General features: G+C 68.9%; 15 protein-coding genes. 9 read left to right on the top strand and 6 right to left on the bottom strand.

Annotated features, from left to right (window positions below; translation table 11 throughout):
- Window positions 1-108 precede the first annotated feature (108 nt).
- The 3 genes from BLS50_RS04085 (at window position 109) to scpB (ending at window position 3523) form a co-directional block, all read left to right on the top strand.
- On the top strand, window positions 109-1431 hold the full coding sequence (locus BLS50_RS04085; RefSeq protein ID WP_074800927.1) for an MFS transporter: 1323 nt from the start codon (window positions 109-111) through the stop codon (window positions 1429-1431).
- A 62-nt stretch (window positions 1432-1493) separates the two neighbouring features.
- Entirely contained in the window at window positions 1494-2717 is a 1224-nt protein-coding gene (locus BLS50_RS04080; protein WP_074800925.1) for a CaiB/BaiF CoA transferase family protein, read from the top strand.
- On the top strand, window positions 2714-3523 hold the full coding sequence (gene scpB / locus BLS50_RS04075) for a methylmalonyl-CoA decarboxylase (protein WP_074800922.1): 810 nt from the start codon (window positions 2714-2716) through the stop codon (window positions 3521-3523). Before BLS50_RS04080 ends, scpB begins: the two co-directional genes overlap by 4 nt.
- A 40-nt stretch (window positions 3524-3563) precedes the next feature.
- Here the strand turns inward: scpB and BLS50_RS04070 are convergent, their stop codons facing one another.
- The 3 genes from BLS50_RS04070 to BLS50_RS04060 all read right to left on the bottom strand — a co-directional run bounded on the left by BLS50_RS04070 (window position 3564) and on the right by BLS50_RS04060 (window position 5600).
- Complete coding sequence (locus BLS50_RS04070; protein ID WP_006476677.1) at window positions 3564-4106, bottom strand: chromate transporter; 543 nt, start codon at window positions 4104-4106, stop codon at window positions 3564-3566.
- Window positions 4103-4714, bottom strand: coding sequence for a chromate transporter (locus BLS50_RS04065; RefSeq protein ID WP_074800918.1), 612 nt, complete (start codon window positions 4712-4714; stop codon window positions 4103-4105). The genes BLS50_RS04070 and BLS50_RS04065 overlap by 4 nt, the downstream gene beginning before the upstream one ends.
- Before the next feature lie 130 nt (window positions 4715-4844).
- Window positions 4845-5600: a DeoR/GlpR family DNA-binding transcription regulator gene (locus BLS50_RS04060; protein WP_074800916.1), complete on the bottom strand. Its 756-nt coding sequence runs from the start codon at window positions 5598-5600 to the stop codon at window positions 4845-4847.
- Window positions 5601-5690: 90 nt separating this feature from the next.
- On the opposite strand from BLS50_RS04060, the gene BLS50_RS04055 reads away from it, so the two are divergent.
- The 3 genes from BLS50_RS04055 (at window position 5691) to BLS50_RS04045 (ending at window position 7720) form a co-directional block, all read left to right on the top strand.
- The gene (locus BLS50_RS04055; RefSeq protein WP_006476674.1) at window positions 5691-6290 is read left to right on the top strand and encodes an NUDIX domain-containing protein; all 600 of its coding nucleotides are present in this window, start codon (window positions 5691-5693) and stop codon (window positions 6288-6290) included.
- Window positions 6287-6667 carry a hypothetical protein gene (locus BLS50_RS04050; RefSeq protein ID WP_027808491.1) on the top strand — a complete coding sequence of 127 codons (381 nt, stop codon included), beginning with the start codon at window positions 6287-6289 and terminating at the stop codon, window positions 6665-6667. The genes BLS50_RS04055 and BLS50_RS04050 overlap by 4 nt, the downstream gene beginning before the upstream one ends.
- 183 nt (window positions 6668-6850) lie before the next feature.
- On the top strand, window positions 6851-7720 hold the full coding sequence (locus BLS50_RS04045; RefSeq protein ID WP_074800913.1) for an SIR2 family NAD-dependent protein deacylase: 870 nt from the start codon (window positions 6851-6853) through the stop codon (window positions 7718-7720).
- A gap of 16 nt (window positions 7721-7736) precedes the next feature.
- On the opposite strand, the gene BLS50_RS04040 is transcribed toward BLS50_RS04045, so the two are convergent.
- Window positions 7737-8948, bottom strand: a complete 1212-nt coding sequence (locus BLS50_RS04040) for a S53 family peptidase (protein WP_074800911.1) — start codon at window positions 8946-8948, stop codon at window positions 7737-7739.
- 414 nt (window positions 8949-9362) lie between these two features.
- Between BLS50_RS04040 and crcB the strand changes: the two genes are divergently transcribed.
- A complete protein-coding gene (gene crcB / locus BLS50_RS04035; protein ID WP_011544810.1) occupies window positions 9363-9749 on the top strand; it encodes a fluoride efflux transporter CrcB in 387 nt (128 codons plus the stop codon).
- Window positions 9750-9773: 24 nt separating this feature from the next.
- Window positions 9774-10124, top strand: a complete 351-nt coding sequence (locus tag BLS50_RS04030) for a DUF190 domain-containing protein (protein WP_006476669.1) — start codon at window positions 9774-9776, stop codon at window positions 10122-10124.
- 13 nt (window positions 10125-10137) lie between these two features.
- On the opposite strand, the gene BLS50_RS04025 is transcribed toward BLS50_RS04030, so the two are convergent.
- Both BLS50_RS04025 and BLS50_RS04020 read right to left on the bottom strand, forming a co-directional pair.
- The gene (locus tag BLS50_RS04025) at window positions 10138-10701 is read right to left on the bottom strand and encodes a YggT family protein (RefSeq protein ID WP_006488584.1); all 564 of its coding nucleotides are present in this window, start codon (window positions 10699-10701) and stop codon (window positions 10138-10140) included.
- Between the two features lie 75 nt (window positions 10702-10776).
- A complete protein-coding gene (locus BLS50_RS04020) occupies window positions 10777-11706 on the bottom strand; it encodes a Rossmann-like and DUF2520 domain-containing protein (RefSeq protein ID WP_074800908.1) in 930 nt (309 codons plus the stop codon).
- Between the two features lie 514 nt (window positions 11707-12220).
- Here BLS50_RS04020 and BLS50_RS04010 point away from each other — a divergent pair.
- A complete protein-coding gene (locus BLS50_RS04010) occupies window positions 12221-12517 on the top strand; it encodes a hypothetical protein (protein ID WP_006488565.1) in 297 nt (98 codons plus the stop codon).
- The last annotated feature ends 88 nt before the right edge of the window (window positions 12518-12605 follow it).

The raw sequence follows: 12605 nt of genomic DNA, 5'->3' as shown, positions 1-12605 counted from the left end.
TTCAGCGATCGATAGCGTTTCTATACTCGTCTCACAAAAGAGCCCGACTGCCGGCCATTCCGGACCGACGCGGCGCAAGAGCCGGCCCCCGCCGGCAAGGAGACGAAGATGTTCAAGGCGATCGACGCGCCGGCGGCCGGCGCGAAGCCGCGGCGCACGCCGCTCACGCGCGAGCAGGTGAAGGGTTTCTGGGCCGTGTACGCGGGCTGGGTGCTCGACGGCGTGGATTCGGTGATCTACGCGCTCGTGCTGATTCCCGCGCTGACGGAATTGCTGCCGGCGTCCGGCATCGCGGCGACGCCCGCGAATCTGGGGATGTACGGCTCGATCCTGTTCGCGCTGTTCCTGATCGGCTGGGGGCTGTCGTTCATCTGGGGGCCGCTCGCCGATCGCTTCGGCCGCGTGCGCACGCTCGCGGCGAGCATCCTGATCTATTCGGTGTTCACCGGCGCGGCCGCGTTCGTGCACGACGTGTGGGCGCTGGCCGCGTGCCGGCTGATCGCCGGGATCGGCGTCGGCGGCGAATGGGCGCTCGCCGGTACCTACGTCGCTGAGAGCTGGCCGGAAGACCGCCGCAAGATGGGCGCCGGCTACCTGCAGACGGGCTACTACTTCGGCTTCTTCATCGCGGCCTGCCTGAACTACACGATCGGCGCGACCTACGGCTGGCGCGCGATGTTCCTGTGCGGGCTGGCGCCCGCGCTGCTCGCGGTGTTCACGGTGATGCGCGTGAAGGAGCCGGGGCAGTGGCGGCGGCACGACGCGCGCGACGGCGACGTGGCTGACGCGCGGCGCGCGCATCCGCTGCGCGAGATCTTCGCGCCGGCGTTCCGGCGCCGCACGCTGACGAGCGCGAGCCTCGTCGGCGTTGCGATCGTCGGGCTGTGGGCCGGCTCCGTCTACGAGGCGAGCGCGGTCACCACGCTGGCGGCGCGTGCGGGCATCGATCACGTCGGCGCGCTGCGGCTTGCGTCGATCGGCGCGGCGATCCTGTCGTGCGCGACGATTTCCGGCTGCCTGGTGGCGCCGTGGCTGTCGGAACGGCTTGGCCGGCGTACCGCGCTCGGCGTGTATTTCGCGGGGATGGCCGGCTCGATCGTGTTCGCGTTCGGCTGGGCGTTCTACCAGCCGAACGGGCTCGCCGCGTTCATGGTGTCGCTCGCGTTCCTCGGCTTCTTCGGCGGCAACTTCGCGATCTTCTCGCTGTGGTTGCCCGAGCAATATCCGACGCGCGTGCGGGCCACCGCATTTGCGTTCAACGCGTCGGTCGGCCGCTTCATCGGCGCGGGCGTGAACTTTCTGCTCGGTGCCGCGATTCACGGTTATGGATCGCTCGGCGTGCCGGTCGCATGGACCGCGGCCGTGTTCGGGCTCGGCGTCCTGATTCTGCCGTTCGCGGTCGAGACGCGGCACCAGACGCTGCCCGAATGAGCGAAATGCCGCAGTCGTTCGGAAACAAGACGAGACATACCCATCAATATCAGGAGTCCGGAATGCAGGCATTAACAGGAATCAAGGTCGTCGATCTGAGTCGCGCGCTGTCGGGGCCGTTCTGCTCGATGGTACTCGCGGATCTCGGCGCCGACGTGATCAAGGTCGAATCGGGGCCGCACGGCGACATGAGCCGCGCGTGGGGGCCGTTCGATCGCGGCGTGAGCACGTACTACCTGTCCTGCAACCGCAACAAGCGCGGCATCTGCGTGGACTTCCGGCAGCCGGCCGGCCTCGACGTCGTGCGGCGCCTGATCGCGCAGGCCGACGTCGTGATCGAGAATTTCAAGGCGGGCACGATGGACGCGATGGGGCTCGGCTATGCTGAGCTCAGCGCGCGCGACCCGCGGCTCGTGATGGGCAGCGTCACCGCGTTCGGCCCGCGCGGCCCGCTGCGCGACTGGCCGGGCTTCGACCAGATCGCGCAGGGCTATGCGGGGCTGATGAGCCTCACCGGTTTCCCGGACGGCGAGCCGACCCGCACGGGCACCGCGATCGGCGATCTCAGCTCGGGGATGTGGGTCGCGACCGGCGTGATGGCCGCGCTGTTCGAGCGCGAGCGCACCGGGCGCGGCCAGCATGTCGGCACGTCGCTGCTCGAAAGCCTCGTTGCGCTGTTGAGCGTGCATGGGCAACGCTACCTGAGCCTCGGCGACGTGCCGCGCCGTACCGGCAATGCGCATGCGGTGATCGCGCCGTACGGCGTGTTCGAGACGGCCGACGGCCCGCTCAACCTCGCGCCGATCACGACCGACATGTGGCTGCGGCTGTGCCAGTTGCTGGATCTGCCCGCGCTGCCCAACGATCCGCGCTTCGCGACCAACGATGCGCGGGTCGCGCATCGCGATGAACTCAAGGCGCTGCTCGAAAGCCGGTTGCGCACGCGCGGCAAGCGCGAATGGACGCAACGTTTCGTCGAGGCCGGGCTGCCGGCCGGCCCGATTCATACGCTCGACGAAGTGTTCGACGATCCGCAGCTCGCGCATTGCGGGCTCGTCGAGCCGGTCGCGCATCCGACGCTCGGTACGCTGCGCCAGGTCGTCACGCCGCTCGGCGGGATGGGCGACGACGTGCCGGCGCCGCGCACCCGCCATGCGCCGCCGCTGCTCGGCGAGCATACGGTCGATGTGCTGCGCGAAGCCGGCTACGGCGACGACGCGATCGACGCACTGCTGGCCGGGCGCGCGATCTTCCAGGCCGATGCGGTGGCGGAGGCCGTGCAATGACCGACATGACGAAACACGACGGGGCGTCGAGCGTGACGGTCGATTGGATCGGCGAGCGGATCGCGCGCGTGCGGTTCGGGAATCCGGCGCGACGGCATGCGCTCGACGCGCCGTTGCTCGATGCCCTCGTCGCGCATCTCGATGCGTTTGCCGGGCACCGTCCGCCGCCGGTCGTGATCCTGTCCAACGACGGCAGCGGCGACGTGTGGAGCGCGGGGCACGACCTGCGCGAACTGGCCGACGACCGCGATCCGCTCGCGTACGGCAAACCGCTCGAACGCGCGCTGCGGCGCGTGCGGACCTATCCGGGCGCGGTGATCGCGGCGGTGGCCGGATCGGCGTGGGGCGGGGCGGTCGATCTCGTGATGAGCTGCGATCTCGTCGTCGCGGCGCGCGACGCGCGTTTCGCGATGACGCCGGCGAACATCGGCCTGCCGTATTCGATGAGCGGCCTGCTGCGCTTCCACGACAACCTGCCTATCCATGTGCTGAAAGAGATGTTCTTCTGCGCGCAGCCGCTCGATGCGGAACGCGCCGCGCATCACGGGCTCGTGAACCGGCTGGCTGACGCGGGCGGGGTCGACGACGCGGCGCTCGACGTCGCGCGCACGATTGCCGCGAAGGCGCCGCTCGCGGTGCACGCGGTGAAGGAGCAGTTGCGCGTGCTGCAGGACGCACGGCCGTTGCCGGCCGACGCATTCGAACGAATCACCGAGCTGCGTCGCCAGGCGTGCGAAGGCGCGGATTTCGACGAAGGGTTGCGCGCGTTCGCGGAGCGGCGTGCGCCGGTGTTTCGTGGGGCCTAGACGATCACGCGACGGCCGGTGCGATGACGGCGGCGGCGCGTTACACGCCGCCGAGCGTGTGCACACCCACGAGCAGCAGCGCGCCGATCGCGATCAGCAGCAGCGCATGAACGCGCGTGTAGATCACGCACAGCGTCGACGCCACCGCGATCGCGCGGGCGGCCCAGCCGCCGTCGAGCGCCTGCAGCAGCACCCACACCGACGCGAGGATCATGCCGGCCGCGACCGGGCGCAGGCCGGCTTCGAGCGCGATTTGCCAGCGTGCGCCGCGGTGCCGCCGCCATAGATGCGCGACACCGTAGATCAGGAACGCGGTCGGGCCGAACAGCGCGAGCGTCGCGATCACCGCGCCCCAGAAGCCGGCCACCTGCCAGCCGATCAGCGTCGCCAGCAGCGAGCCGGGGCCGGGCGCCATCCGCGCGATCGCGAAGTCGTTCACGAATTGCGTGGCGCTCATCCAGTGATGGACGTCGACGACCTGCCGCTGGATATCCGCGATGACCGCCTGCCCGCCGCCGATCGTCGCGATCGACAGCGGCGCGAACACGCCGAACAGCGCTGCGTAACGTGCGGACGCGTTCATCGTGCGTCGCTCCCGGCCGGCGCGGCGGCCGCACGGCGGTATTCGAGCACGACGCTCAGCGCGCCGCCGATCAGCACGGTCCATACGAGCGGCCAGTGCAGCACCGCGACGGACACGAACGTGAGCGTCATTACCGCGAACGGCAGCACGCGGCGCGGTAGCCGGCGTACCGCCGTGATCGCCATCGAGATCGACAGCCCGATCGCCGCGGCCGCCGCGCCAGCGAGTGCGACATGCGTGAGCGGGAAGCGCGTGAGGGTCGAGAACGCGACGCCGAACAGCACGATCAGCACGGCCGGCGGCGCGATGATGCCGGTGAAGCCGGCCACCGCGCCGCGCCATCCGGCGAGCCGGTAGCCGATCCAGATCGCGAGGTTCTTCACGTTGACGCCCGGCAACGCTTGCGACAGCGCGAGGCCGTTGAGGAAAGCCTCTTCGTCGAGCCAGCGCCGCTCGTGGACGAAGTCGCGCATCATCCGCCCGCTGAGCCCGCCGCCGAAGCTGGTCAGGCCGATCTGCGCGAACGCGATGAACAGCGCGAGGATGCCGGGCGGCGGAGCGTCGCCGGCGGGCGGTACCTGAGGCGTCGTGGTGGAGGGCGGGGGCATCGGGCGGGTAGCACGTGGCGATCGGGCGATCGCCCATGTTAGCAAGCGGTGCCTGTCAGCACGCTGACATGGATTCGACCGGGCGCGGTGCCGCCCGCAACCGATTCGGCGCATGCGAGCGCCCCGCGCGCTACGCGCGCACCACCGTCACGCCCGCGGCCTCGATCGGCTTCGTCAGCGCGGCGTCGGTTTCCTTCTCGACGACGATCGTCTGCGCCAGCGTGAGGTCGCCGATCACGAACTGCGACGCCGCACGCAGTTTCGACTGCGACGCGAGCACGACCGTCTCGGCCGCGCGTTCGGCCAGCGCGCGCTTGATCGCCGCTTCCTCGAAATCGCCGGTGCTCAGGCCGGCTACCGGATGGACGCCCGTGACGCCCATGAAGTACAGGTCTGCATGAATGCGCGCGATGCCTTCCATCGCCGCGGCGCCGACCGCGACGATCGAGTGCTTGTAGAGCCGCCCGCCGATCAGGATCACGTCGATCGACGGATGCGCGGCCAGCGCGACCGCGACGCTCGGGCTGTGCGTGACGATCGTCGCGCGCAGGTCGGCCGGCAGCTGGCTGACGAGCAGCGCGGAGGTCGTGCCGCCGTCGACGATCGCAACCTGCCCGGGCGCGATCATCTGCGCGGCCCGCCGCGCGATGCGCCGCTTCTCCGCGGATTCGAGCGCTTCGCGCTGCGCGAACGGCGCGATGGCCGGCGACGCCGGCAGCGCGCCGCCGTGCACGCGCTGCAGCAGCCCTTCGGCCGCGAGCTCGCGCAGGTCGCGGCGCACCGTGTCTTCGGACACGCCGAATTGCACGCTCAGCTCGGCGGCCAGCACCTGGCCGTCGCGCGCGAGCGCATCGAGGATCGCCTTTTTGCGTTGCGTCGTCAGCATCGTGTTTGCACGAAAATTCTTGAAATTGCACGAATCTGCACGTTACCATGGGCGCCGTCCTTTGTCGAACCGGAGGCCGCAATGGCTGGAATAGCTGCAACGCGCGAGCGGGTGCGCATCGTCGATACGACGGTGCTGTCCGACGACTGGTATGTGCTGCGGAAGGTGACGTTCGATTTCCTGCGCCGTGACGGAACGTGGCAGCGTCTGAGCCGCGAGACCTACGATCGCGGCAACGGCGCGACGATCCTGCTGCGCCATGCCGAGACGGGCGACGTGCTGCTGACGCGGCAGTTCCGGATGCCGGCGTTCGTGAGCGGGCACGACGGCATGCTGCTCGAGGCGGCGGCCGGCCTGCTCGACGACGAAACGCCCGAAGCGCGCATTCGCGCGGAGGCCGAGGAGGAGACCGGCTATCGCGTGCGCGGCGTGCGCAAGGTGTTCGAGGCGTTCATGAGCCCGGGTTCAGTGACCGAGAAGCTGCATTTCTTCGTCGGCGAATACGATGCGTCGCTGCGCACGAGTGCCGGCGGCGGCATCGCGGAAGAGGGTGAAGATCTCGAAGTCGTCGAGATGCCGCTGCAGGCGGCGCTGGACGCGGTCGAGCGCGGCGAGATCGTCGATGCGAAGACGATCATGCTGCTGCAGTACGTCGCGCTGCGGGAAACCGCCGGCGCGCGCGCCGCATGACGCCGCGGCTCGTGCTGGTCGCCGGCCCCTATCGCAGCGGCACGGACGGCGACCCTGCCCGCATCGCCGCGAACCTGCACCGGCTGGAAGCGGCGGCGCTCGCCGTGTATCGCCGCGGGCACGTGCCGATGATCGGTGAATGGGTGTCGTTGCCGCTCGCGGCCGCGGCCGGGTCGACGCAGGTGGGTGACGCCGTCAGCGAAACCTTCCTGTATCCGGCCGCGCACCGGCTGCTGCGACGTTGCGATGCGGTGTTGCGCATCGATGGTGCGTCGCGCGGGGCGGATGCGGACGTGGCGCTTGCTCGGGGACTCGGCAAGCCGGTCTATTTCGCGGTCGACGAGATGCCGGTTGCGCAGGACGATTCGGCTGACTGAGCGAGCATGGGTACCGGTTGGCGGCATCGCCGGTGCGGCGCTTGCGGACGGCCGGCACTCGCCTCGCCCAGAGCCGGCGCGTGTAGTGCACGCCGCGTTGCGTGGTCGATGCAGCGCAGCGTCCGAACCGGCGTATGATCGCGACGCCACTCGCGCAACGTTCGACGCCACCGCTTTTCCATCATGCCTTCTTCCGATCCCGCTGATTCCGCGGACTCCGCCGCCGTGCCGCTTCCCGCCGATCTCGTCGCGTCCGCCGTTGACGCACTCGCACGCGCCGACGCCTTGCTCGTCACGGCCGGCGCGGGCATCGGCGTCGATTCCGGGCTGCCCGATTTTCGCGGCACGGACGGTTTCTGGCGCGCGTATCCGGCGCTGCGCCACGAGCGTTTCGAATTCCACGAGATTGCGTCGCCGCACGCACTTCGTGCACGTGCGCCCCTCGCCTGGGGCTTCTACGGGCATCGTCTCGCGCTGTACCGTGCGACGGTGCCGCACGCGGGTTTCGCGATCCTGCGCCGCTGGATCGACGCGATGCCGAACGGCGGCTTCGTGCTGACCAGCAACGTCGACGGCCAGTTCCAGAAAGCCGGCTTCGATCCGGCGCGCATCGTCGAGATCCACGGCTCGATTCATGCGATGCAATGCCTGCGCCCGTGCACGGACGACACGTGGGACGCGGCGCCGTTCGTGCCGGTGGTCGACGAAGCGACGTGCCGCCTGGTTGGCGACCTGCCGCGCTGCCCGCACTGCGGCGGTCTCGCGCGGCCGAACATCCTGATGTTCGGCGACACCGGCTGGCTCGGTGCGCGCTATGACGCGCAAGAGCGCGCGCTCGAAGACTGGATCGCGCAGGCCGGGCGCGTCGCCGTGGTCGAGATCGGCGCGGGCACGGCGATTCCGACCGTGCGCCTGCTGAGCGAACGGCTCGGCGCCGACGTGATCCGCATCAATGCACGCGAGGCGCATGCGCGCCGGGCGGACGTGATCGGGCTGAAAGGCGGGGCGTTGACGACGCTGAACGCGCTCGACCGCGCGTGGCGCGGCGGCTGAACCACGTGCCGCGAATTTACGGCCGCGCGACGAGCGCCTGCACGAGCGCCGGCGCGATCGGCGAACCGAGGCCCGTCACGTAGTCGTAGCCGCCCGCCGCATTGCAGATGCTGCCGCAATTGCCGTTGGACCCGGTCGTCACGTCGTGGAAGTCGCTGCCGTACGCGGTTTTACCGACCGTATAGAGCGTGTCGTAGGTGCCGCTCAACGATTTCTTGCCGGCCGCCGTGCGCAGCGAATTCGCGATCGCGACGAGCGCCGACCATTGCGGCGCCCCCGCGCTCGTGCCGCCGACCTGGAACCAGCCGGCCTGCCCCTGATAGGTGACCGAGTCGTACACCGCGAAACCGCTGGACGGATTCGCGTCGTAGCTGACGTCGGGCACGCCGCGCTTGCCGGCCACCGGAATCGGCCACGCGGTCTGGCCGGCCGGCTCGGCCTCGACGTTGCTCACGCCGCCGCCGCTGCCGCTCCATGCCGCCTCGCCGATGTAGTTGCCGGCCGTGTCCGACGACAGCGTCGTGCCGCCGACGGATACCACGTAACGCGACGCGGCCGGGTATTCGGTGCCGGTGCCGCTGTCGCCGGACGATGCGACGAACGTGACGCCCGGTACGTTGAAGTGGCCGTCGAAGCCGGTCTCGCTGCTGAATTCGTTGCCGCCGAAACTCATCGACACGACCGACGCGCCGCGCTTGACCGCGACGTCGACCGCGGCCAGCAGGTCGCTGAAGCTGGCCGATGCGGCCTCGACGAGCACGATCTTCGCCTTCGGTGCGATCGCATGCACCCATTCGACATCGAGCGAGATCTCGAGCGCCCAGCCCGAATCGGGCTTGGGCCGTGCCCCGTGGGCGTAGACCTTGGTGAAACAGCCGTTCGACGACGTGCAGGCCGGCAGCGAGAACGCAGTGCTGAACACGCCGAGATCGGATTCGATCTTCGGGTCGTCGTACGCGTCGACGATCGCGACGACCACTCCGTCGCCCTGGTTCGCGATCGCGTCGAACCCGTATGCATGCCGCGCGAGTGCCGGCGTGAGGCCGGCGATCGTGGCCGTGCTCGCACGCGGCTTCGTGTGGAACGGCGGGCGCGCGAATCCTTTCGGTGCGCGGTTGCCTTCGACGTAGGGTGGCGGCCCGTTGCCGTCGGCGAGCGCGACGCTCGATGCGAGCAGCGACGCGCACAGCGCCGGGATCAACATGGATGACAGGTGCATATTGTTCATTTTTGAGTCTCCATGTCGAGCGGGTGGAGTAGCGAAACAATTTTACGAAATCGCCGACGGTAATTACATCGAATATCGGCCGGATACGGGAATGTCTGATAAGGGAAAGTACGTGGAGCCCTTTTGACGTGGGCGTTGTGCAGGGTTGTCGTGAACCGGATCGAACTGCTTTATCGGTTTTTAAAAAGCGGATAAATAATCAGTCGATTCAAAGTTTATTTGTAATGTCGGATGTAATCGTTCGGTAAATATCCGCGACGGCACGCGTGTGAAAATCGTGAAACGCGTCATGCGTTCGCGACACGATTCGCCGCCTGCTGATCCGGCCCGTCGGCATTGCCGGCGCGGCGCGATTCCGCATACAGTTCAGCGTAGGCCGCGTGCGCCGCGCGGCGCCGACCATGAGGGGTGCCCTTGTTCTATTCGATCGTCGCGATCTTCGTCGGCGCCGGCCTCGGCGCGTTGCTGCGCTGGTTCCTGAGCCTCGCGCTCAACGCCTTCTTTCCCGCGGTGCCGCTCGGCACGCTCGCGTCGAACCTGATCGGCGGCTACGTGATCGGCGTGGCCGCCGTCGTGTTCACGGTCCGCGTCGGGTTGCCACCCGAGTGGCGGCTGTTCGTGATCACGGGCTTTCTCGGCGGCCTCACGACGTTCTCGACCTATTCGGTCGAAGTGATGACCCACGCGCTCGAGGGCGAATTCGGATGGGCGTTGGCGGTGGCTGCCCTACACTTGACTGGATCGTTCGCGCTGACGGCGCTCGGCATGTGGACCGCGCGCGCGTGGCTCGCGGCGGCCTGAGCGGGGCCGCCATCGGAGGGGGCGATGGACAGGGTCTTTTTACGCTTCTATGTGCACGAGCGGCACCGGCTGCACCGCAAGCCGCTGTGGGAATGGCTGCTGGAAGAGGCGAACCGGATGGGCGTCGCGGGCGGTTCCGCGTTTCGCGCGATGGCCGGTTTCGGCCAGCATCGCGTGCTGCACGAGGATCGCTTCTTCGAACTGCAGGGTTCGCTCGCGATCGAGGTCGAATTCGTCGTCACCGAGGACGAAGCGCAGCGGCTGCTCGAGCGGCTGTCGCGCGAGAAAGTGCGGGTGTGCTACGCGATGATGCCGGCGCAGTTCGGCGTGATCGACACGCTTGGCGCACCGCCGGCGCAGGGGCCGGCGGCATAGGGCGTCGCGCCGATCAGATGCCGAACATCGTCAGCGACACGGCGGCGCGCGTGACGATCATCAGCAGCACCTGCACGATCACGAACAGCAGGATCGGCGACAGGTCGATGCCGCCGAGGTTCGGGATCACGCGGCGCAGCGGGTTCAGAAACGGCGCGGTGAGCTGGTAGAGGATCGGCATCGCCGGCGAGCGCGGGTTGAGCCACGACAGCAGCGCCATCAGGATCGTCATCCAGATCACGAGGTTGAGCGCCCACTTCACGACGGTGAGCAGCGCGACCACGACGAGCGTCGCGATCACGGCGGCCGGATCGAAGCCGGCCATCACGACCATCAGCACGACATAGACGAGCGCGGTGAGCAGCGCGGCGACGACGCTGGCCCAGTCGATGCCGCGTACGCCCGCGATCACGCGACGCAGCGGCAGCACGAGCCAGTTGGTCGCCTGCAGCACGGCTTGTGTGACGGGGTTGTACGGCGGCACGCGAACGGCCTGCATCCAGACGCGCAGAATCAGCGCGGCGCCGAATAGCGTGAAGACGGTATTGAGCAGAAAACGGGCGATCTCGCCGAACATCGTTGGCATCCTTTTTATACAGTCAGTAGCGTGCGGCCGCCAACGCCGGTTGGCGGCGCATCGGCCGACACCTTATCACGCCTCGTCTCGCGACGGGGAGGGGTGCGCGGCCACGCGTGCGAGCGAGGTTTCGACGGCTTCGGCCAGCGCCGGCAACGACGCCGGCGGTGCTGCGCGCTTCGCCGCGAGCGCGACCGCGCGGCGCGTCAGCAGCGCGTACAGCGCCGCATGATCGCCGCCGCGCGCCTCGAGCAGCGCGAGCTGGCGCTCGACGATGCCCGTGTCGCCGCGCGATACCGGCCCGGCCAGCGCGTTCGCGAGCCCCTTGTCGCGAGCGGTCTCGATCGTGCCGGCGAGCATCGGTAACAGCGCGCGCAGCGCGGCGTCCTCGTCGAAACCGAGGCCGCGCCACAGCTCGACCGCTTCCGACAGGCCGCACAGCGCGAAGCTCGCCGCGTAGTGCGCGGCCGCGTGATACAGCATCCGGCCGCCCGCCGGAATCGACAGCGGATGGCAGCCGAGTGCGGCGGCAAGTCGCAGCAGTGTCGCGTGCAGCGCACCGTCCGCTTCGATCGTGACCGAGCAGCCGTCGATGCGCGCGAGGTCGGCATCGGTGCCGCCGAACAGATAGAGCGGATGGAAGCCGCCGGTGGCCGCGCCTTGCTGCTTCGCCGGATCGAGCAGCGTAACCGCCGACGCGCCGCTGCAATGGACGAGCGCCTGGCCGGCGGCGCGCGATGCGTCGAAGCGCAGCGCCGCGGCGCTCGACGCGAGATGATCGTCGGGTGTCGTCACGAAGATCAGGTCGGCGGCGTCGACTACCTGCTGCGGGGTGTCGACCGCGCGGCAGCCGTCGATCCGTGCGGCGAGGCCGGCGGCCGACGTGGGCGTGCGGCTCGCGATCGCGACGACCGGGAAGCCGGCCTGCGCGAAGCGCTGCGCGATACAGCGCGCCAGGCGGCCGGCGCCGATGAAGCCGAGGCGGGGTGTGTCGGGAAGCGGCATGGCGGCGGATGTAAGCGGAAACGAAGCAGCCGCCAGTATCGCAGGAATGACGGCGGTGTCGGGACGGCAGATGGTCGGGCGAACGCACGTATGAATTACCGGTATGCGGTGCGATTCGTATGCGGGCCGACCTCGGGCGTCACGGCTAAATCATGATCTTCGAATCCGACCCCGAAATGCCCGGCGTCCGCGGCCCGCTTGAAATGTCGGCATCTTGTCTCGAATTTGTAATCGTTCATTACGTACGCGTGCCCGTTACACGCATCGGAGCCGGTAAGACTGACCGGTCATGGTGTCGGGGCCCGGCTCCTCGGACGGAATCACGCGACGCGCAAGGGTGGCAGCCTGCATCGGGCACCGCGCCGCGCGACGCCTCGGGCCGCGTGCAATTGCAATTTGCAACAAATGCACGATACGCGCGGGGCGGGTTTTCGCTACATTGCTTGCATGCGACGTGCATGCCCGCCGTTGCCGACAGGAGCGCCTAAAATACCGCTCCAGCAGGAGAATCGAAGTGAAAAAGCTCATTCCGTTCATCGCCGCCGCCGCGCTGGGCCTGGGCGCCGCAAGCGCCGCGCAGGCTCACGTGTCGATCGGGGTCGGCATCGGTATCCCGGTCGCACCCGCGTATCCCGTCTATGCACCGCCGCCGCCCGTGTACTACGCGCCGCCGCCTCCGCCCGTCTATTACGCGCCGGCGCCGGCCTACTATGCGCCGCCGCCCGCCGTGGTCGTCGGCGGCTACTACGGTCGGCCGTACTGGCGCCATGGTTATGGCGGCTGGGGCCATCACGGCTACTGGCGTCGCTGATTCGTCCCGCGCGGCCTGACCGCGCGCGGCAAAACGGCGCAACGTCCCGCGAGGGGCGCTGCGCCGTTTTTCATTGGGGCTGACGTTC

It is taken from the genome of Burkholderia orbicola (genome assembly GCF_900100915.1).
Classification (GTDB): Bacteria; Pseudomonadota; Gammaproteobacteria; order Burkholderiales; family Burkholderiaceae; genus Burkholderia; species Burkholderia orbicola.
The sequence above is the reverse complement of the archived record's forward strand: the minus strand, read 5'-3'. Positions and strand labels throughout refer to the sequence as shown.

Bases quoted from the DNA above. Each gene is read 5' to 3' on its own strand.
- BLS50_RS04060 (WP_074800916.1), bottom strand. From the start codon at position 5,600: ATGCTGACGACGCAACGCAAAAAGGCGATCCTCGATGCGCTCGCGCGC.
- scpB (WP_074800922.1), top strand. From the start codon at position 2,714: ATGACCGACATGACGAAACACGACGGGGCGTCGAGCGTGACGGTCGAT.
- BLS50_RS04065 (WP_074800918.1), bottom strand. From the start codon at position 4,714: ATGCCCCCGCCCTCCACCACGACGCCTCAGGTACCGCCCGCCGGCGAC.
- BLS50_RS04020 (WP_074800908.1), bottom strand. From the start codon at position 11,706: ATGCCGCTTCCCGACACACCCCGCCTCGGCTTCATCGGCGCCGGCCGC.
- BLS50_RS04070 (WP_006476677.1), bottom strand. From the start codon at position 4,106: ATGAACGCGTCCGCACGTTACGCAGCGCTGTTCGGCGTGTTCGCGCCG.
- BLS50_RS04030 (WP_006476669.1), top strand. From the start codon at position 9,774: ATGGACAGGGTCTTTTTACGCTTCTATGTGCACGAGCGGCACCGGCTG.
- BLS50_RS04045 (WP_074800913.1), top strand. From the start codon at position 6,851: ATGCCTTCTTCCGATCCCGCTGATTCCGCGGACTCCGCCGCCGTGCCG.
- BLS50_RS04040 (WP_074800911.1), bottom strand. From the start codon at position 8,948: ATGAACAATATGCACCTGTCATCCATGTTGATCCCGGCGCTGTGCGCG.
- BLS50_RS04085 (WP_074800927.1), top strand. From the start codon at position 109: ATGTTCAAGGCGATCGACGCGCCGGCGGCCGGCGCGAAGCCGCGGCGC.
- BLS50_RS04080 (WP_074800925.1), top strand. From the start codon at position 1,494: ATGCAGGCATTAACAGGAATCAAGGTCGTCGATCTGAGTCGCGCGCTG.
- BLS50_RS04025 (WP_006488584.1), bottom strand. From the start codon at position 10,701: ATGTTCGGCGAGATCGCCCGTTTTCTGCTCAATACCGTCTTCACGCTA.
- BLS50_RS04050 (WP_027808491.1), top strand. From the start codon at position 6,287: ATGACGCCGCGGCTCGTGCTGGTCGCCGGCCCCTATCGCAGCGGCACG.